Raw genomic sequence first — 20326 nt, 5'->3', positions numbered from 1 at the left:
GCACGGGAGCGCATCCGGGGCCTTCCCGGGGCCCCTTGGGCCCCGTTCAGACCTTGAGGTACTTCCACAGCGCGGCGAAGGCGGCCAGCGCCGGCATCAGCAGACCGACCGCGAGCACCATCGGCAGCTTGGCCAACACCGAGCCCCAGCCGATGAACTGGATCACGTCGATATGGTGCGCCAGCCAGTTGTTCACCAGGAAGTGCTGTCCGCAGACCAGCATCACACAGGCCAGGGCGCCGCCCAGCAGCCCGGCGACGGCGGCCTCCATGATGAACGGGATCTGGATGTAGAAGCTGGAGGCACCCACCAGCCGCATGATGCCGGTCTCCCGGCGGCGGCTGAACGCGGAGACCCGCACCGTGTTGACGATCAGCGTCAGCGCCACCACCAGCATCAGGGCCATCACCCCCAGCGCCCCGTAGTTCATCCCGTTGAGCAGGTTGAACAGCGGCTCCAGCACCTGCTTCTGGTCCTGCACCTGCTGGACGCCCGGGCGCTGGGCGAAGGCGCTGGTGATCACGTCGTACTTGGTGGGGTCCTTGAGCTTGATGCGGAAGGACTCCTGCATCTGGTCGGGGGTGACCGCACCGGCGATGGGCGCCTTGCGGAACTCCTCCTGGTAGTGCTTGTACGCGTCCTCGGCCGACTCATAGTCAACTTGCTTGACGATGTTCATGTTGTCGAGGTCGGCCTTGATCTGTTTCTTCTGCTCCTCGGTGACCGCGCCCTTGGCACAGCTTCCGCCGCTCTGGGCCTCGGACTTGTTGCAGAGGAAGATCGAGACATTGGCCTTGTCGTACCAGTAGCCCTTCATCGAACTGACCTGCTCGCGCAGCAGCAGCGAGCCGCCGAAGAGGGCCAGCGAGAGAGCGACCGAGACGATCACCGCGAACGTCATGGTGAGATTGCGGCGGAGACCGACGCCGATCTCCGACAGAACGAACTGGGCGCGCATGGCGTTGTTCTCTATGCCTTTCAGTGCTGGTAGCCGTAGACGCCACGCGACTGGTCGCGCACGAGACGGCCCTGCTCGAGTTCGATGACGCGCTTGCGCATCTGGTCCACGATCTGCTGGTCGTGGGTGGCCATGATGACGGTGGTGCCGGTCCGGTTGATCCGGTCGAGCAGCTTCATGATGCCGACCGAGGTCTGCGGGTCCAGGTTTCCGGTCGGCTCGTCGGCGATCAGCAGCATCGGCCGGTTGACGAACGCCCGGGCGATGGCCACCCGCTGCTGTTCACCGCCGGAGAGCTCACCGGGCATCCGCTCCTCCTTGCCGCCCAGGCCGACCAGCTCGAGGACCTGCGGCACCGCCTTGCGGATCTCACCGCGCGGCTTGCCGATGACCTCCAGGGCGAAGGCGACATTCTCCCCCACCGTCTTGTTGGGCAGCAGCCGGAAGTCCTGGAACACGGTGCCCAACTGGCGGCGCATCTGCGGCACTTTCCAGTTGGAGAGCCGGGAGAGGTCCTTGCCGAGCACATGCACCTGACCGTGGCTGGCGCGCTCCTCCCGCAGCAGCAGCCGCAGGAAGGTGGATTTCCCGGAGCCCGAGGAACCGACCAGGAAGACGAACTCGCCTTTCTCGATCTCAAGCGAGACATCACGCAGCGCCGGGCGGTTCTGCTTCGGGTAGGACTTGGAGACGTTGTCGAATCGGATCACGAGTGCACCACGCGTCGACCTTTGAGGAGCGGCACGGAACGCCGCGTTCGCGGCTCCCGTCGGTGTGCGTGACCATACGCGAACGACCCGTGCACGCGCAGTCGGCATCCTGTGTTGGCGCGTTTACTCCCGCCTGCTTCGGGGACAAAACCAGCACAATCGGGACGCCACCCGGGCAGCGGGGGGCCGGCCGCGCCGAACGGCGGGAAAGCTGGCACAGTGGTAAGGGAACCGCAGGGCCCGCCCGCGCGTTGGACGTACCGGAGGAAGGACATCGCATGACATGCGACCGACTGGTGTGCGCCAACTGCGCGGCCCCCGTCAGTGAGGGCCGGTGCCCGGTGTGCCGGGCGAGCCGGGAGCGGCTGCAACAGGAGGGCCTGTTTCCGGGGCTCACCCCGGCCACGCTGATAGCGCTGCTGGTGGCGCTGGTCGCGGTGACGGTGGCCGCCCGCGGTTTCGCCCTCTGAACGATCCCCTGATGTGACAAGGCCCGGAGCGCGGTGCGCTCCGGGCCTTGGTGTCGGCGGGGTGCTACCCCGTCGTCAGGATGCTCAGGCCGCGGTGTTGCGGTTGACCAGGCGCGGCAGCAGCCGGAAGCCGATCCCGCCCGCGATCATCGTGGCCGCGCCCACCAGCAGGAAGCCGGTCTGCCCGGCACCGGTCTGGGCCAGCTCCTCCTTGGGCTTGGCCTGCTGCACCGGCTTGGCGTTGATGACATCGGTGCTGGTGTTGCAGTTGCCGCTGTTGGTGTCCACCGGGCAGGTCTTGCCGTTGTCACCGTTGGTGGAGCCATGGTCGCCCTGGGTGGGCTGGGCCGTCGGGTCACCGCTGGGCTGGCTGGTGGGCGGCTGCGTGGGCTCGTGCGTCGGCGGCTGCGTCGGCTCACCCGTGGGCGGCTGCGTGGGCTCGTGGGTCGGCGGCTGCGTCGGCTCCTGGGTGGGCGGCTGCGTCGGCTCGTGCGTCGGCGGCTGCGTCGGCTCCTGAGTGGGCTCGGTCGTGGGCTGCTGCGTGGGCTCCGACGTGGGCTGGCTCGTCGGCTGGTCCGTGGGCTGACCGGTGGGCTGCTCGGTCGGCTGCGGGATCGAGGTCGGGTCGCTGGTCGGCGTCGGGGCCGGACCACCGGTCGGGTCGTCTGCGGGCTGGGCGCTCGCGCCATGGGCCTCGGTCTTCGACAGACCGCTCAGCGGAACGTCGACCCCGGCGGCCGAGGCCGCACCGGCGGCCGTCAGCGAGGCACCCGCCACTATCACCGCACCGGCGGTGATCCGCGCGGCGCGCAGCCGCGTCTTCTTCGTCATCTGCCTGCTACCCCCAGTAGCTGTACTCGTCAGTGGAGCAGCCATACACAGGGTCGTGGCACTCGGGGGATGGCGTGCGGCAACACCGGCCCGTCAGGCCGGGCCTTGCAACCCCCCACCACACGCACCCCAGTGATACGCATGCCACCCATCAGCCTTCCGAGTTTCCGGAACGGCGTCAAGGAAGATTCGGGCGTGACGCCCGGTTATGGGGGGAGTTGAGCTACTTTTCCTGCTGCTTCCGCCAGCGGATCCCGGCTTCCAGGAAGCCGTCGATGTCACCGTCGAGCACCGACTGGGGGTTGCCCACCTCGTGCTCGGTCCGCAGGTCCTTGACCATCTGGTACGGGTGCAGGACATACGAACGCATCTGGTTGCCCCAGGAGCCGCCGCTGTCGCCCTTGAGGGCGTCCATCTTGGCCTGCTCCTCCTGACGGCGGCGCTCCAGGAGCTTCGCCTGGAGGACGTTCATCGCGGTCGCCTTGTTCTGGATCTGCGAGCGCTCGTTCTGGCAGGAGACGACGATGCCGGTCGGAAGGTGCGTCAGACGCACCGCGGAGTCGGTGGTGTTGACGCCCTGGCCGCCGGGGCCGGAGGAGCGGTAGACGTCGACGCGCAGCTCGGACTCGTCGATCTCGACATGGTCGGTCTGCTCGACGACCGGGAGGACCTCGACGCCGGCGAAGGACGTCTGGCGACGGCCCTGGTTGTCGAACGGGGAGATGCGCACCAGGCGGTGCGTGCCCTGCTCGACGGAGAGGGTGCCGTAGGCATAGGGGACCTGGACGGCGAAGGTGGTCGACTTGATGCCGGCCTCTTCGGCGTACGAGGTCTCGTAGATCTCGGTCTTGTAGCCGTGGCGCTCGGCCCAGCGCAGGTACATCCGCTGCAGCCGCTCGGCGAAGTCGGAGGCGTCCACACCGCCGGCCTCGGCCCGGATGTTGACGAGCGCCTCACGGGCGTCGTACTCACCGGACAGCAGGGTGCGGACCTCCATCTCGTCCAGCGCCTTGCGCACCGCGACCAGCTCGCCCTCGGCCTCGGCCAGGGTGTCCGCGTCCCCCTCGGCCTCGGCCAGCTCGAAGAGCACCTCGAGGTCGTCGATGCGGCCGCGCAGCGACTCGGTCTTGCGCAGCTCGGCCTGCAGGTGGGACAGCTGGCTGGTGATCTTCTGCGCCGCCCCCGGGTCGTCCCAGAGGGAGGGGGCGGCCGCCTGCTCCTCGAGCACGGCGATGTCAGCCCTCATCTTGTCGAGGTCCAGAACGGCCTCGATCGACGACATGGTCGAGGAGAGGGACTTCAGCTCTTCGGATACATCAACGACTGCCACGCAACCAGACTAACCGGTGTGCGGCGCACCCCGGTCCAGTCCCGTCCCGACCGGTCCTCGCCCGGCCCGTCCCGCCCCGGACGGCTAGGGCGCGGGGTCGGTGCGGTGCATGCCCGGCTTGGCATCGCCGGAGTCATGATCGCCGGAGACGGCGAACCAGCCGCCCACGCCGGCCACCGTGGCCAGCGCCACTGCCGCCGCCCCCAGCTTGATCCGGCGGCGCCGGGTCTCCTCCACCGGATCCCGGTGCCGGGCCGAGCCCGGGCGGTGGTCGCCCGCCGCGCGCGGCGCGCGGGCCGTCCCATGCGCCCCGCCGGCCAGTTCGTCAGGTCCCGGCACCCGCATGCTGGTGTGGGTGTCCCGGCTGGAGTCGAAGGTGGGCGTGGGCACCAGCGGGACCGCGCCCCGGCGGCGCGGCTCGGGCGCCGCCGCGCCGGCCGTGGGGTCGTACGCCCCGTCCCGTACGCCGTCGGCCGGCTCCCCGTCCGGCTCGTCGATGTCCAGCGGCGGCAGCCCGGCCAGCTGTGGCAGCAGCTCGCGCAGCCGCGCCCCCAGCTCCGAGGCGCGCAGCCGAGAGGCGGGCGCCTTGGCCAGGCACTGCACCAGCAGCTGCCACAGCTCGTCGGGGATGCCCGGCAGCGGTGCCACGGTCTCGGTGACATGCCGGCGCAGCACCGCTCCGGGGTGGCCGCCGCCGAACGGGGTGAAGCCGGCCAGCAGCTCATAGAGCACGGTGGCCAGCGCGTAGACATCCACCGAGGCACGCGGCGGCAGGCCCTCGATGATCTCGGGGGCCAGATAGTCGGGGGTGCCGATGATGCTGCGCTGGCCGGAGGGGCGGCCCGGCTCGGCGGACGGGCGCTCCCGGGGCGGACGCGGGGAGTCCACCAGGCGGGCGATGCCGAAGTCGGTGAGCAGCGCGGGGTGCGCCCCGCCCGGGCCGAGCGGGCCCTGCATGTCCAGCAGGACGTTCTCCGGCTTGACGTCGCGGTGGATGATCCCGGCGGCGTGCGCCGCGGCCAGGCCGTCGGCGATGTCGGCGGCGATGGCGACGGCCGCCTCCGGGGCCAGCCGGCGCTCCCGGTCCAGCCGGGTGCGCAGGTCGGTGCCCCGGATCAGGTCCATCACCAGGGCCAGGTCGGCACCGTCCACCACCAGGTCGCGGACCCCGACCACATGGGGGTGGTCCAGACCCAGCAGGGCGGCCCGCTCCTGGACGAAGCGGCCGACGAGTTCCTGGTCGGAGGCGAGATCCTCGCGCAGCAGCTTGATGGCGACCGGACCCTCGGGCCCCTCGCCGAGCCACACCGTGCCGGCGCTGCCCCGGCCCAGGACCTGGTGGGCGGTGTACCGGCTGCCGATCTTCCGTGCCAAGACTGTTCCCCGACTCCTGAGACAGGCGCGTCCTTCCGAACAGGCGCGTCGCCGACCAACCTACGCGGCTGAGGGGATGTTAGGGGCACCGAGCGGTGACCGGCTTCCGTCCGGGGCAGAAAACACCTTTCGGGGAAGCCGGGGCACCTGCGGGTTACCGGCCCTACCCCAGGCTGGACGCCCAGTCCTTGACCTTGATGAACCAGTCATGGGCGGTGTCCCAGAAGTTCTTGCCGTCGGCGACCCACTCCTTGAGCGGGGTGAAGGTCCACAGCGCCCAGGCCGCGATCACCAGGATGATGATCATGAACAGACAGCCCTTGAGGCAGCCGAGGCCCGGGATGCGCATGGGGTTGGCGCTGCGTTGCCGGCGCTGCCGGGGCTCCCTGGGCTCCCGGCGGGGCGCCTGCGGCGGCTCAGGCCGGGCTTGCGGCTGGGGCTGCGGGGGGGCGTAGTGCTGTGGCTGCTGCTGTGGCTGCTGGTACTGGGGCGGCCGCTGCTGCTGCCGGTTGCGCTGAGGCGCGTAGGGCAGCTGCTGCTGGCGCGGGTCCTGGTACTGCGGAGGCTGCTGCTGGCCATAAGGCTGCTGCGGCTGCTGACCGTACGGCTGCTGCTGCGGCTGCTGGTACTGCTGCGGCTGCCGGGTGGGGCGGCGGCGCAGCGGGTCCTGGCTCGGGTCCAGGTACTGGGCCTGGGTCTGGTCATTGCGGTCACGGGCCTGGCGCAGCTGGGTCTGCCAGGGGTGCGGGCCGTCCGGCTGCTGCTCCGGCGGGACCGGCGGCATGGCCCGGGTGGGGTCGGCGCCGCCGTACCCCGGCTGCTGCGGCATCGCCCGGGTCGGGTCCGCGGCCCCGTACGGGCCGGAACCGGCGGGCAGCACCTGGGTGGGGTCGGCGTGCGGGCCGCCGGTCTGCGGCAGCACGGTGGTGGCGGCGGCGGGGTCATAGCCGCCGGCCGGGGGCAGCACCTGGGTGGGGTCGGCTTCGCCGCCCAGCCCGGTGCCGGGCACCTGGGCGGGCTGCGGGTCGGGGGACAGCAGGGCGGCCACCCCCAGCGCGGCCTCGGCCTGCTCGGGGCTGGAGTGCACCCCGACACCGGCGGCGACCACCCGCAGCGCCCGGGCCAGGTTCTCCGCGCCGGGCCGCTCCTCGGGCCGCTTGCGCAGACAGCGCTCGATGACCGTCCAGAGCGGCTCGGGGACGGTGGTGGGGCGCCGCGGCTCGGCACTCAGGTGCTGGTGCAGCACCTCCAGCGCGGTCGCCCCGGCGAACGGCGGACGGCCGGTGACCAGCTCGTACAGCAGGATGCCCGCGCCATAGACATCCACCGCGGAGGTCTGCGGACGGCCCTCGGCGGACTCCGGCGCCACATAGGCCGGGGTGCCGACGAACTCATGGGTACGGGTCAGGCCGGGTGAGTCGGCGAGGCGGGCGATGCCGAAGTCGGTGAGCATCGGGTGCATCCGGCCGCCCTCGTCGCGCAGCAGCACATTGGCCGGCTTGAGGTCCCGGTGCACAATGCCGTCCGCGTGGCTGGCGGCCAGCGCGTCGGCGATCTGGGCGGTCAGCAGGGCGGCGGCGACCGGGGTGAACGGGCCGTTCTCGCGCAGGTAGCGGTGCAGGTCCGGGCCGTCCACCAGGTCCATCACCAGGGCCAGCAGATCGCCCTCGACCACCAGGTCGCGGGTGCGCACGATATTGGGGTGGGTGAGCCGCAGCAGCACGGAGCGCTCGCGCAGGAAGCGCATCACCACATCCGCGTCGTTGGCCAGCTCCTCCTTGAGGACCTTGATCGCCACGGTCTCGCCGGGCTGCCCGGCGACCGCCGCCTCGGCACCGGCCGTCTCCCGCTGGCGCGCACGCCAGACGGTGCCCGTGGCTCCGCGTCCGAGCGGCTCCTCGAGCAGGTATTTGCTGCCTACCGGCCGCACGTCATGCGCTCCCTGGTCGTGATCCGTGTCGATGGCCTCTGGGGTGCTCGGCCTCGCGCCCACTGTAGTGCCGCCCGCTCGGCCGTCCGGTTGACGAATCCACGATGCCGCGGCTGCTGTTTGAGTGTGGCTTGGGAGAAAGACGCTCTTTCCGGGCACTCGGTTGCCGCGCGGCGTCAATACCGGTCACCGAACGGACTCCGGGGTGGGCACCCCCTGGAACAAATCAGCCACTTCCTGGCTACGAGCTGGCGTTTTCGCATGCTCGGATGGTCGTCCAAGATCACGAATTGGCTGTCGCCGGGCGCGCCGTCGGTGGCAGGTGCGAGGATGCTCGCAGCACGGTGCGGTGGGGAGGCGCTGCGCGCCGGGGTGGCGACGCGAGAGGCCCCGCGCTCCGTGATGGACCTGTACGTGCCGAAGCGCTCGTGCGCGGCCGGGGGGCTGCACGCCCCCGGCGCCGACCGGGCGGGAAGGGACCGTTGACGCCGATGCAGATCCGGCTGACCGTCCTCGGGCCGCTCGGCGGCCGGCTCGCGCCCGCCTGCGATGTGCTGGTGACCGCTCCGGCGGGCACCGCCCTCGCCGGGGTGGCCAGCGGCCTGGCCGCCGCCGTCGCGGCGGCCGGTTCCGACCTGGGCAGTGGGGCGGTGGTGGTCTACGCGGGCACCGAGCGACTGGACCCGCAGCGCTGCGCGCTGGGCGAGCCGCCGCTGATCGACGGCGCGGTGCTCTCGCTGGGCGGGCCCGCCGATCCCGAGCTGCACGCGGGGGTGCCGCTGTCCGGGCTGCCGGAGGCGACGGCCCGGCTGCATGTGATCTCCGGGCCGGACGCGGGCGGGGTGCACCTGCTGCACGGCGGCGAGGTCCGGCTGGGACGGTCCGCCACGGCCGACATCCCGCTGGACGACCCCGATGTCTCCCGGCTGCACTGCGCGGTGACGGTGGCCGAGGGCGGCCGGGTCACCCTCCATGACCTCGGCTCCACCAACGGCAGCACGCTCGGCGGCACCCCCGTGGACGACCGTCCGGTCCCGTTCCGGCCCGGCCCGCTGCTGCGGGTCGGCGAGTCCGCCCTGGTGCTGCACGGCGCGGACGAGGGCGTTCCGCGCCCGCTGCCCACCGCGCCGGACGGCGAGGGCCATCTCCGGGTGACCACCGGCCGGCCGCTTGACGGCACCGCGTCGACGACCACCGGGCAGGGGACGGCCACGTTGCGGGGCGGGTCCGGCGGGTCCGGCGGGTCCGGCGGGTCCACGGTGCCGGGTTCCCGGGCCGACGGTCATGGGCGCCCGGGCCCGCTCCGCTCTCAGCCCGGCCCTGGCATGCGGGACGCGGCCGGGGAACCTGGCCCGGCGGCCGGTGCCCCGCGCCCGTCGACCGCCGGGGCCGCCGGCGACCCGTCGCCCCGCCAGGGCAACGTGCCGCAGCCCGCCCGACCCGGCTACCGCACGCCCGGAGCGGCCCAGGCAAGCCCGGCCGTCGGCGCCGCCGACCCGTCGTCGCCCCTCCAGAACAAGGCGTCGCAGCCCGCCCAGCCCGGCTACCGCACGCCCGGCGAACCCGGACCGGCCCCGCACGCCACCAGCCCGGACGCTGGTGCGGCCTACGGCCACACCGGCCCCTCGACCACCCGGGACGGCGCCCCACACCACTCCGGCCACAGCACCCCGCAGAACGCCTCCGGACCGGCCTCCGCAGCTCAACCGGTGACCGGCGGCAGCGCTCCGCACCACTTCCCGTCCGGCCACGGCCTGCCCGGCGACCCCGGCTCCGGCCCACGGCCGGCCGGCCCGGCGGCCAACGCGGCCGAGGGCACCACCGACTCATCGGCCGGCCCAGGCATGGCACCGCACCACTCGTCCTCCGGTTACGACGATTACGACGGTTACGGCATGACCGGCGAACTCAGCTCGTCCGCACGCCCGACCGGCGCCGCGCAGGGCCCCACCGTGCCCTCAACCGCCCAAAGCACCGCATCCCACCGTTCACACCAGGGTTACGACGCGCCCGGCGCCCCAGGATCGAGCACCCGCCCGGCACACCCCGCCCCCGGCCACAGCAACCCCTCAGCCGCCCAGAACACCGCCCCCCACCACTCCCGGCCCGGCAGCAACACGCCCGGCGCCCAGGGGCCGGCCGCGCTCCCCGCGCAGGCCCACACCAGCCCCTCAGCCGCCCAGGGCACCGCTCCACACCGCTCGCCCCAGGGATATGGCGCGCCGGACGCCCCGGGATCGGGCCCGGCCCCCCGCCACACCGGCCCATCGGCCACCCGGAGCGGCCTGCCCGGCGGCTCCGGAACGGCCCCGGACCCAGCCGGCCCCGCCACCGACGCGGCCAACGGCAGCGCCGGCCCGTCGATCACCCGGGACGGCGCCCCACACCACTCCCGCTCCGGTCACCACGCCTCTGGTCCGGCCACCCGCGCGGCGGCCGACGCCGACCGGGGCCGCACCGGTACACCGGCCGCGCGGCACACCGCGCTGCACCAGGTCCATGCCGACTACGGCACGCCGGGCGAGTCCGGGCCGTCCACAGTTCCGGCCAACCATGCGCGGCCCGGCCACGGCATGCCCGGCGACCCCGGGGCGGCCCCGGAAGGCCCGACCACCGGCGCGGCCGGCTTCTCGGCCACCCGGGACGGCGCCCCGCACCTCGCCCAGCCCGGCCACGGCGCATCCGGCATCCCCGGACCGGCCTCCTGGCAGGACAGCCCGACGGCCGCCGCCCAGGACCACACCGCCGCACACCGCTCTCACCCCGGTTACGGCGTATCCGGCACCTCAGGACCCGCCTCGAACCCGGCAGGCCCGGCCACCGGCGCGAACCAGGGCCACAGCGGCCCGCCGATCACCGGGGGCAGCGCCCCGCACCGCACGCCCGGTGGCCCGGGACCGGCCGCGCGCCCGGACAACCCGGCGACCGTCGCCGCCTCCCCCTCCGACTACGGCACCCCGGGCAACCGCGGGACGGCACCGGACCCAGCCGGCCCGGCTGCCGCCCAAAGCGCCGCACCCGGCCATGGCATGCCGGGCGCGCAGGGCGACCCCGAGCCGGCCTCGCGCTCGACCGGTGTGGCCCGGAGCGGCGCCGCACAACTCCACTCCGGCTACGGCAGGTCCGGAATCCCCGGCGACGCCGAGCCGTCCCCGCGGAGCAACTCGCCGCGAGGCGACATGAGTTATCCGCCCTCACCAACGGCCGGTCACCCCTCGGCGCCCACGCCCGGATACGAACGAGCCACCGGCACCGCCCACTTCGGCTTCCCCGCCACCCCCGAGACGCACGGCGGCCGCGGCCTCCCACTGGCCGGGGCCGGGGGAGCCGGGGAAGCCGGGGAAGGCACAGACACGGACGAGGCACCCCGGCGCGAGGGCGGCGGCAAGCGCAATCGCGGGATAGCGGCCTGGGCGCGCCGGCTCACCGGTGGGCGCGGCATGCTGCGCGCCGGGGCCGCCGAGCAGCAGCCGCTCGCCGTGGACGGCGGAGCCGAGCCCCGGGCCCAGGTCACCGCGGCCGGGCTGCGGGAGCGCTGGCCGGACCCGGCGGCCGTGCTGCTGACCGCGCTGGGCCCGGGCCCGCGCCTGTGGGAGCGCGGCCCGGACCACCCGGACCTGCTGTCCATCCGGCTGGGCACGGCGGACCGTCATCTGCCGGGCCTGCCGCCCGGCACCGGCCCGCTGCCCTGTGTCCCGGTCACCGTCGGTCTGCGGGAGGCCGGTTCGCTGGGCCTGGCCGGGCCCCGGGCCCGGCTGTCCGGGCTGGCCCGCTCGGTGCTCGCCCAGCTCGCCGCCCTGCACTCCCCCACCGTGCTGGAGTATGTGCTGATCAGCGCCGACCGCTCGCGCCCCGAGGAGGAGCGGCAGGCGGAGTGGGCCTGGCTGGGCTGGCTGCCGCATCTGCGCCCGTCCGCCGGGCAGGACTGCCGGCTGCTGGTCGCCTACGACGGCGAGCAGGCCGCCGCCCGCACCGCCGAGTTGGTGCGCCGCCTGGACGACGGCCCGCTCGGCCCCAACTGGCCGGCTGCCCGGCCCGAGGAGATCGCCGCGGCGGCGGCCGCCCATCGCGGCCCGTACACCGTGCTGATCGTGGACGGCGATCCCGGCACTCCCGCGCTGCGGGAGACCGTCGCCCGGCTGGCGGCCGGGGGCGCGGCGGCCGGGGTCCACCTGGTCTGTCTCGCCGAGGCTCCGGCGACCACTCCCGCCTCTCCCGTCTCGGCCACCCTGGCCATCGCGGAGAGCGGCTCCCCCGCCTTCCCGCACTGCGGGGCGGTGGCCCTGCTCAGCGGGGATGTGGCCACCGCGGTGCAGGTCATCCACCGGGCTCCGGCCGGTGGCCCGGGCACCGTGATCGCGGCGCTGGACGCGGTCTCCCCGCCCTGGGCCGAGCGGTTCGCCCGGGCCCTGGCCCCGCTGCGGCTGGCCGAGGGCGCGGACCCGCACGGCCAGGGCGCCCGGGTGGCCGCCCTGCCCCGCACCGCCCGGCTGCTGGACGAGCTGGGCCTGGCCCGCGCCACCCCGGCTTCGCTCACCGCCCGCTGGGCGGCCGCCATGGACCCGGGCAGCCGGCCCGGCGGCCGCGCGGTGGCGGTGCTCGGCGCCGGACCGCATGGCCCGCTCGCCGTGGACCTCGCGGCGGACGGCCCGCATCTGCTGGTGGAGGGCTGCCCGGGCAGCGGCAAGACGGAGCTGCTGCGCTCGCTGGCGGCCTCCCTGGCGGCGGCCGACCGCCCGGACCGGCTCTCCCTGGTGCTGGTCGACGGGGCGGCGGCGGAGCGCGGCGAGGGCCTGCGGGTGTGTACGGACCTGCCGCATGTGTCGACCTATCTGGCCGCCGCCGACCCGGTGCGGATGCGGGAGTTCGCCCAGGCGCTCAGCTCGGAGCTCAAGCGCCGCGCCGAGCTGCTGGGCCGGCTGGACTTCTGCGCCTGGCATGCCCAGCAGTCCGCGCCCGCCGCCAAGGTGGTCGGCCCGCGGCGGCCGCCGGAGACCACCACCGGTGACCTGGAGTCCGCCCCGACCGGCACCCTCCAGCTGCGCACCGCCCGGGACGGCGACGCGCCGGGCCATACCGCCGAGAACGCGCTGCCCCGGCTGGTGGTCCTGGTCGACGACTTCGACGCCCTGGTGGCGCCCGCGCTGGGCAGCACCGGCCGGCCGGCCGCCGGTTCGGTGGTCCGGGCGCTGGAGGCGGTGGCCCGGGACGGCGAGCGGCTGGGCGTCCATCTGATCGCCGCCTCCGGCCGGCCGGAGCGTACGGCCGACACGGCCGCCGTGGAACGGGCGGGCCTGCGGGCCACCCTGGAGATCGCACCGCCGGAGATCAGCCCGCCCACCGCCGACGGAGCCGACGGTTCCGCCGGGCGCCCGGCACCGGGCCGAGGGCGGCTGCACCGGCCGGACGACGATGCGGTGACCCCCTTCCAGTCGGGTCGGGTGACCGGCCGGATCCCCCGGACGGCCACCCTCCGGCCGACCGTCGTCCCGCTGGACTGGCAGCGCATGGGCGACCCGCCCACCCGCCGTCCGCTGCGCGAACTGGGCAACGGCCCCACCGACTTGGCGCTGCTGGCCAGTGCGCTGCAGCGCGCCGCCCAGTCGGCGACCGCCCAGCCGGCCCCGCCGCTGCTGTGAAGCTGCTGTGAACCGGCGGACGGCTGTGCACCGACGGGCCGCATGGACGCGACGAACCGCAAGGGCACAACGGATCCGGAGAACGCATCGGCCAACATCACATCCCCATCACGATCAACTCCCCTGCGCTGCCAGCACTATTGCGGGCGCCCTCGAGGCGGCGTAGGACTGATCACACGGCACACGGGGAGGACGGCCATGCGCACCACTTCGCGGAGCACTCGCACCACCCGTATCACGCTGGCCCTGTTCACCAGCGCGACGCTCGCCCTGACCGCTGCGGCCTGCGGCGGAGGTGGCGGCGACAAGAAGGACGACACCAAGAACGACGCCTCGTCCAAGGCGTCGGACTCCATACCGCACACCGTCCGACTCCCCCGGTTAGACGGCCAGAAGATCAAGGTCACCGCCGTGTGGACCGGCACCGAGCAGCAGCACTTCACCAAGGTGCTGGACGAGTTCCACAAGCGCACCGGCGCCGAGGTGTCCTACGTCCCCAGCGGCGACGACATGTCCGCCTTCATCGGCTCCAAGGTCGCCGGCGGCGACCCGCCGGACGTCGCCATGCTGCAACAGCCCGGCACTCTCCGGGAGTTCGCCCAGAAGGGCTGGCTCAAGCCGCTCGCCAAGTCCGCCACCGATGAGCTCGCCAAGAACTTCCCCCAGGGCTGGCAGGACCTCGGCTCGTACCAGGGCAAGCGCTACGGCGTCTACTTCAAGGCCAGCAACAAGTCGCTGGTCTGGTACAACACCAAGATCTTCGAGGCGGCGGGCGTCCAGGAGCCCAAAACCTGGCCGGAGTTCCTGCACACCGCGCAGGCCATCGCCGACTACGGGGTCAGCCCCGTCTCGGTGGGCGGCGCCGATGGCTGGACGCTCACCGACTGGTTCGAGAACGTCTACCTCTCCCAGGCCGGTCCGGAGAAGTACGACCAGCTCACCACGCACAAGCTCAAGTGGACCGATCCCTCGGTCAAGAACGCGCTGACCACCCTGGCCCAGCTCTTCGGCAAGAAGGAGCTGCTGGCCGGGGGCAACGAGGGCGCGCTGCAGACCCAGTTCCCCAACTCCGTCACCCAGGCCTTCAGCGGGGGCGACAAGGCCAAGGCCGCCCTGGTCTACGAGGGCGACTTCGCGGCCGCCAACATCACCGCGGCCAAGGCGAAGATCGGCTCGGACGCCAAGGTCTTCCCCTTCCCCAAGGTGGGCGACAAGGCCCCGGTGGTCACCGGGGGCGATGTGGGCACCGTCCTCAAGGACAACGCGGCCTCCCAGGCCCTGCTGACCTTCCTGGCCTCCCCGGACGCCGCGCAGATCTGGGCGAAGCAGGGCGGCTATATCTCGGCCAACAAGAACCTGGACCCGGCCGCCTACCCGGACGACACCCAGCGCTCCATCGCCAAGGCCCTGGTCGCGGCGGGCGACGGCTTCCGCTTCGACATGTCCGACCAGGCCCCCGCGGCCTTCGGCGGCAAGCCGGGCCAGGGCGAGTGGAAGGACCTCCAGGACTTCCTGCGCAACCCCTCGGACATCGAGGGCACCCAGCGCAAGCTCGAAGTCGACGCCGCCAAGGCGTTCAAGAGCTGACGGGCGCGGCGCCATGACCACCGCGACCGCGGGGGCGGCGGCCGCCCCCGGACCGATACCGCCCCCACGCAAGCGCGCCACCGCACTTGGCACCCGCCCCTGGGTGGCGGCCCTGTTCCTGCTGCCCGCGCTGGCCCTGCTGGGCGCGCTGGTCGTCTATCCCATCGGCTACTCCGTCTACCGCAGCCTCTTCGACGCCTCCGGCCATGGCTTTGTGGGCCTGGACAACTACCACGAGGTCTTCTCGGACGACCGCATCCGCACGGCGTTGAAGAACAATGTCATCTGGGTGATCGTCGCCCCCAGCATCGCCACCGCGCTGGGCCTGGTCTTCGCGGTGCTCACCGAACGGGTGCGCTGGGGAACGGCGTTCAAGCTGGTGGTCTTTATGCCGATGGCGATCTCCATGCTCGCCGCGGGCATCATCTTCCGGCTGGTGTACGAGCAGAGCCCGGACAAGGGCGTGGCCAACGCGGTGTGGGTGAGCGTCCATGACACCTTCGCCGAGCCCGCCCCCTTCCCCGGCGCGCACCCCCGGCCGGGCGGGGACCTGACCGCCGGTGGCGGTGGCTCCTACACCACCAGGTCGGCGGCCCGGGCCGGGAGTCCGGCGGGCCTGCCCCTGGTGGCGGTGAAGCCGGACGATGTCAGCGGGGCCCGGGACGCGGTGGCCGCCAGGCCGGTGCCGGGCAAGGTCACCGGCACCGTCTGGCTGGACTTCATCAAGGGCGGCGGTGGCACTCCGGGACGCCTGGGCCCGGGCAAGAAGGCGCTGGCGGGGGTCACGGTGCAGGCGGTGCGCGAGGGCCGCACGGTGGCCTCGGCGAAAACCGGCTCCGATGGCACCTTCACCCTGCCGGGAAAGGCGGACGGCGCCCGGCTCAGGCTGCCCGGCGCCAACTTCGCCGCCCGCTACAACGGGGTGGAGTGGCTGGGCCCGTCCCTGGTCACCCCGTCCATCATCGGCGCCTATATCTGGATGTGGGCCGGCTTCGCGATGGTCCTGATCGCGGCCGGTCTGGCCGGGGTGCCCCGCGAACTGCTGGAGGCGGCCCGGGTGGACGGCGCCGGTGAGTGGCAGGTCTTCCGCCGGGTGACGGTACCCCTGCTGGCCCCGGTACTGGGCGTGGTGGTGATCACGCTGATGATCAATGTGCTGAAGATCTTCGACCTGGTCTACATCATCGCCCCCGGCTCCAGCCTGCACAACGCCAACGTCCTTGCCCTGCAGCTGTATCAGTCCTCCTTCGGCACCGATGTCAACCAGGGTGTGGGCAGCGCCATCGCGGTGTTCCTGCTACTGCTGGTGCTGCCGGTGGTGGTCGTCAATATCCGGCGGATGCGAAGGGAGCGGCGGCGATGACCACCGCGCACACGGGCGTACGGGCCACCCGCTCGCTGCCGGAGCGGATCGCCGCCCGGGCCGGCGGCACGGTGATGCGGCTGTTCCTGGTCGCCGTCGGCCTGTTCTGGCTGCTGCCCACGGTGGGGCTGCTGCTCTCCTCGCTGCGGGACCGCTCGGACATCGCGGCCTCCGGCTGGTGGCAGGTCTTCAGCCATCCCGGCCAGTTGACCACCACCGGCTATGACACGCTCTTCCACAACGACAAGGTGATGCACTCGCTGCTCACCACCGTGCTGATCACCGTCCCGGCCACCGCGCTGGTGATCCTGATCGGCGCCTTCGCCGCCTATGCCTTCGCCTGGCTGGAGTTCCCCGGCCGGGACTGGTGGTTCATGGTGGTGGTGGGGCTGCTGGTGGTGCCGGTGCAGGTGGCGCTGATCCCGGTGGCCAAGCTCTTCAACGCCCTGGGCATCTTCGAGACCACGGTGGGCGTGGTGCTCTTCCACACCGCCTTCGGACTGCCCTTCGCCATCTTCCTGCTGCGCAACTTCTTCGCGGAGATCCCGCGTGAGCTGCTGGAGGCCGCCCGGCTGGACGGGGCGGGCGAACTGCGCCTGTTCACCCGGGTGGTGCTGCCGCTGGGCGGACCGGCCATCGCCTCCCTGGGCATCTTCCAGTTCCTCTGGGTCTGGAACGACATGCTGGTCGCCCTGATCTTCGCGGACAGCGGCAACCCGCCGATCACGGTGGCGCTGCAGCAGCAGGTTCGCCAGTTCGGCGACAACGTGGACATCCTGGCCTCGGGCGCCTTTCTGTCGATGATCGTTCCGCTGGCGGTGTTCTTCGCCTTCCAGCGGCAGTTCGTCAGCGGGGTGATGGCGGGGGCGGTGAAGTAGGCGAGCCCTGCCGCCCGCAGATATAGCGGGACACCGCGCCGCCGTGGACGAACACCGACGCCTCCTCCCGGCACCGGCCGTGCAGCGCCTGCCACTTGGCGAAGTCGGCGCGCTGGGCACGGAACCAGCGGCTGCCCACGGTGGTGGTGTCCCACACCACCCACAGCCGGTCGCCGGGCGACAACCGGCCCAGCCGGGACCGCAGTTCAGCCATGCCCACATCCACTCCATAGAGCGTGCCGGAGGCGGCCGGGGAGACGGCCAGGTCCAGGTCCCGCAGGCCGGTGAAGTCCCGGGGGTAGAACAGCGCCACCCGGCGTTCATAGTGCGGCAGGAACAGCACCGCGTCCCCCGGCCCCGCCAGCCGGCCCACCTGGGCGGCCACCAGCGCCGGCTGGTCCCCCCGGCTCGCCGGCAGCCGCTCCCGCCGCTGCTCGGGCAACTGGACCGCGAACGCCGCCCCGACCGCCAGCACCCCGGCCACCGCCACCGTCTTCCGCCAGGGCAGCCCTCCCAGCAGCCGCTCCGCCCCGGCGGCCACCAGCAGGGGCATCCCGGCCGCACAGAACAGCAGATAGCGGTCCAGGAACAGCGGCTGCCGCTGGGACACCGCATACAGCAGCACCGGTGGCACCACCACCAGCGGCAGCGCCACCGCGCTCAGCCCCAGCGGCCCGCGCGCACGCGGCGGTGCCACCACGGCCAGTGCGGCCAGTGCCAGACTCACCGCCTGCACCGGCCGCCCGGGCCCGGCGAAGGAACGGACCAGCGCCTCCGCCTCGGCCGGCCCGGGCGTCCGCAGCCAGGACACCTGCTCGCTCTGGCCCCGGGACACCAGCACCAGCGGCGCCAGCACCGCGCCCGCCGCCAGCACCGCACACCCCCAGCCCCGCCACAGCGGCCACCGCACCCGGGACCACAGCAGGGTCACCGCATGCGCCGCCGCCAGCAGCACCGCGAACTCATGCAGCAGCGAGGTGAGGGCGAGCACCGCCCCGTACGCCACCCAGCCGCGCACCGAGCCCCGCTCGACCGCCCGCACCAGCAGCCAGGTGGCCAGCGCCGCGCCCGCCGCCACCAGGGCGTAGGAGCGGCCCTCCTGGGCGTAGTGGCCGACAAACGGGCTGACCGCGTAGAGCAGCCCGGCCCACAGCCCCGCCCGGGGCCGGACCAGCCGGCTGCCCAGGGCGCCCACCAGGGCGGCGGTGGCGGCGGCCGCCAGCACGGACGGCAGCCGCAGGGTGACCTCGTCCGGGCGCACCGCCAGCACCGGGTGCATCAGCAGGTAGTAGAGGCCATGCACCACATCGACCCGGCCGAGCAGATGGACGATCTGCGGCAGCGAGCGGCGGGCCACCTGGAAGGTGGCCCCCTCGTCCCGCCACATGGTGCCCCGGTCCAGCCCCCACAGACCCAGAGTGAGCATGACCAGCGCGGGCACCAGCACCGCGAGCACCGCCGGGGACAGCCATGCCGGAGGGCGCCACACCGGGGACAACCGCCTCATCTCCGCCCTCCCGCCGTTCGGCCGCACCCCCGCCGACAATGCCCTGATTGACCATACTTAGCCGATAAAAAGGGTTTCGTGGCAGTGAACGAAAGCGAAACCCCTGTCCATCCCCCCTCCCCCGGAACCTCCGGAACCCCCGGCACTCCGCCCACCGGTTCGGTGAGCATCGTCGTCATCGGCTACAACGACGCGGCACACATCGCCGAGGCGGTGCGTTCCGCGTTGGCCCAGGGGCCGGTGGTCGCCGAGGTGATCGCCGTCGACGACGCCTCCACCGACGGCACGGGGACCGTCCTGAACCAACTCGCCGCCCGACACCCCGCGTTGCGGGTCATCCACCGGTCCGTCAACAGCGGCGGCTGCGGCACCCCACGCAACCAGGGCCTGCGCGCAGCCGGTTCGCGCTATGTGATGTTCCTGGACAGCGATGACGTACTCCCCGCCGGGGCCGCGTCCACCCTGCTCGGCGCCGCCCTGCGCCATGACGCACCGGTCGCGGCCGGCCTGTGCGTCCGCCGCGAGCTCCCCCGGGGCCACGACACCCACTGGCAGCCCGCCCTCTACCGGGAGGCCGCCCTGCTGCGCCGCCCCGAGGACCGCCCGGCCCTGCTGCACGACACCCTCTGCGTGGGCAAGCTCTACGCCCGCGACTTCCTGACCCGGCACCGCATCACCTTCCCCGAAGGGCCATTCCGCTATGAGGACTTCGTCTTCACGGCCCGGCTGCTGGCGGCATCCCCGCGTATCGCCACCGTCCCCGACCGCGTCTACCTCTGGCACGTCCGCCGGGACGCGGCCCGGCCCTCGATCTCGCTGGACCGGGAGAGCGTGGCCAACTGGCGGGCCAGAGTCCAGGCCCACCGGCAGGCGGTGCGGATCCTCATGGACGCGGGCCGCGACCGGCTGGCCCTGGCCGCCCGGGTGAAGTTTCTCGACCACGATCTGCGCCTGTACACCCGGGAGTTGCCCCTGCGCGGCCCCGGCTACCGGCAGGCGTGGTGGCACCTCACCCGCGACCTGCTGGCCTCCTACCCGGCGGAGGAACTGGCCGCCGCCCGCGCCCCCGCGCGCTGGATCGCCCGGGTGGTACTGGCCGCCGACCGGCCCCGTGACCTGGACCGTCTGGCCCAGCTGGCCGCCCGCCCCGCCCGGCTGCTGCCGCCCTACGCCCGGCTGGACGGACACCCGGTCTGGGCGACGGACCTGCCCTCCGTCCCACTGGACGGGCTGGCCGGCCCGGACGCCAAACCGGTGCGCCGGCTGCCGGTCACGGTGGACGGCTCCCTGCGGCTGACCACCTGGCCGCCACGCGCCGAACTCACTCTGCACATCCATGAGTTGTATGACCGGCTGGCCGAGGCGGAACCCACCGCCATCGAGGTGGAACTGCGCCTGCGGGGCACCGGCACCACCCGCTCCCGCTCCGCACCACTGATCCCGGCCGGCCCCGGCTGGACCGCCCGGCTGCCCTTCGAACTGAAGCCGGTGGCGGCCGGGCCGATGCCCCTGGTGTGGGACGTACGGGTCCGGCTGCGCTGCCGCCAGGGCTCGCTGCGAACCGCCGTCCGGGCAGCCGGGCCGACCCGGCGACGCATGCTGCCCTCCCCCCGCCACGGTCTGCTGCTGGTACAGCCCTACGCAACGGCCGGCGGCTCCCTGGCCGTACGCATGGCCCCCGGCCCCCGCGGCATGTGGGCGGTACTGCGGGGCCGGCTGCGCCGCCGGCGCCAAGGGGCGCGACCCTGA

General features: G+C 73.4%; 12 protein-coding genes and 2 pseudogenes. 7 read left to right on the top strand and 7 right to left on the bottom strand.

Annotated features, from left to right (window positions below; genetic code table 11):
- Positions 1–46: 46 nt before the first annotated feature.
- Both ftsX and ftsE read right to left on the bottom strand, forming a co-directional pair.
- The gene (gene ftsX / locus ACIHFE_RS32690) at positions 47–958 is read right to left on the bottom strand and encodes a permease-like cell division protein FtsX (RefSeq protein WP_400112445.1); all 912 of its coding nucleotides are present in this window, start codon (positions 956–958) and stop codon (positions 47–49) included.
- A 20-nt stretch (positions 959–978) separates the two neighbouring features.
- Positions 979–1668: a cell division ATP-binding protein FtsE gene (gene ftsE, locus ACIHFE_RS32685; RefSeq protein ID WP_400112443.1), complete on the bottom strand. Its 690-nt coding sequence runs from the start codon at positions 1666–1668 to the stop codon at positions 979–981.
- Positions 1669–1946: 278 nt separating this feature from the next.
- Between ftsE and ACIHFE_RS32680 the strand changes: the two genes are divergently transcribed.
- The gene (locus tag ACIHFE_RS32680) at positions 1947–2138 is read left to right on the top strand and encodes a hypothetical protein (RefSeq protein ID WP_400112442.1); all 192 of its coding nucleotides are present in this window, start codon (positions 1947–1949) and stop codon (positions 2136–2138) included.
- An 84-nt stretch (positions 2139–2222) separates the two neighbouring features.
- Here ACIHFE_RS32680 and ACIHFE_RS32675 read toward each other — a convergent pair whose 3' ends face one another.
- The 4 genes from ACIHFE_RS32675 to ACIHFE_RS32660 form a co-directional block, all read right to left on the bottom strand.
- Positions 2223–2969: a PT domain-containing protein gene (locus ACIHFE_RS32675; protein WP_400112441.1), complete on the bottom strand. Its 747-nt coding sequence runs from the start codon at positions 2967–2969 to the stop codon at positions 2223–2225.
- A 223-nt stretch (positions 2970–3192) separates the two neighbouring features.
- Positions 3193–4299 carry a peptide chain release factor 2 gene (prfB, locus tag ACIHFE_RS32670; protein WP_400112440.1) on the bottom strand — a complete coding sequence of 369 codons (1107 nt, stop codon included), beginning with the start codon at positions 4297–4299 and terminating at the stop codon, positions 3193–3195.
- 84 nt (positions 4300–4383) lie between these two features.
- Positions 4384–5673 carry a serine/threonine-protein kinase gene (locus ACIHFE_RS32665; RefSeq protein ID WP_400112439.1) on the bottom strand — a complete coding sequence of 430 codons (1290 nt, stop codon included), beginning with the start codon at positions 5671–5673 and terminating at the stop codon, positions 4384–4386.
- Between the two features lie 163 nt (positions 5674–5836).
- Entirely contained in the window at positions 5837–7603 is a 1767-nt protein-coding gene (locus tag ACIHFE_RS32660; protein ID WP_400112437.1) for a protein kinase, read from the bottom strand.
- Between the two features lie 104 nt (positions 7604–7707).
- On the opposite strand from ACIHFE_RS32660, the pseudogene ACIHFE_RS32655 reads away from it, so the two are divergent.
- The 5 genes and pseudogenes from ACIHFE_RS32655 to ACIHFE_RS32635 form a co-directional block, all read left to right on the top strand.
- Positions 7708–8679: pseudogene (locus ACIHFE_RS32655) on the top strand (FHA domain-containing protein); the annotation flags it as partial.
- Between the two features lie 1842 nt (positions 8680–10521).
- Positions 10522–13242, top strand: a pseudogene (locus tag ACIHFE_RS32650) (FtsK/SpoIIIE domain-containing protein); the annotation flags it as partial.
- A gap of 198 nt (positions 13243–13440) precedes the next feature.
- Positions 13441–14829: an ABC transporter substrate-binding protein gene (locus ACIHFE_RS32645; RefSeq protein ID WP_400112435.1), complete on the top strand. Its 1389-nt coding sequence runs from the start codon at positions 13441–13443 to the stop codon at positions 14827–14829.
- A gap of 13 nt (positions 14830–14842) precedes the next feature.
- Positions 14843–16192 carry a carbohydrate ABC transporter permease gene (locus ACIHFE_RS32640; RefSeq protein WP_400112433.1) on the top strand — a complete coding sequence of 450 codons (1350 nt, stop codon included), beginning with the start codon at positions 14843–14845 and terminating at the stop codon, positions 16190–16192.
- Positions 16189–17070, top strand: coding sequence for a carbohydrate ABC transporter permease (locus ACIHFE_RS32635; RefSeq protein WP_400112431.1), 882 nt, complete (start codon positions 16189–16191; stop codon positions 17068–17070). Before ACIHFE_RS32640 ends, ACIHFE_RS32635 begins: the two co-directional genes overlap by 4 nt.
- Here the strand turns inward: ACIHFE_RS32635 and ACIHFE_RS32630 are convergent.
- Positions 17039–18577 (bottom strand): glycosyltransferase family 39 protein, encoded by a 1539-nt coding sequence (locus ACIHFE_RS32630; RefSeq protein WP_400112430.1) that lies wholly within the window; start codon positions 18575–18577, stop codon positions 17039–17041. The genes ACIHFE_RS32635 and ACIHFE_RS32630 overlap by 32 nt on opposite strands.
- Positions 18578–18739: 162 nt before the next feature.
- On the opposite strand from ACIHFE_RS32630, the gene ACIHFE_RS32625 reads away from it, so the two are divergent.
- A complete protein-coding gene (locus ACIHFE_RS32625; RefSeq protein WP_400112428.1) occupies positions 18740–20326 on the top strand; it encodes a glycosyltransferase in 1587 nt (528 codons plus the stop codon).

This window comes from Streptomyces sp. NPDC052396, assembly GCF_044593195.1.
In the GTDB taxonomy this organism is placed as follows: Bacteria; Actinomycetota; Actinomycetes; order Streptomycetales; family Streptomycetaceae; genus Streptomyces.
This window is presented reverse-complemented; position numbering and strand designations above follow the sequence as displayed.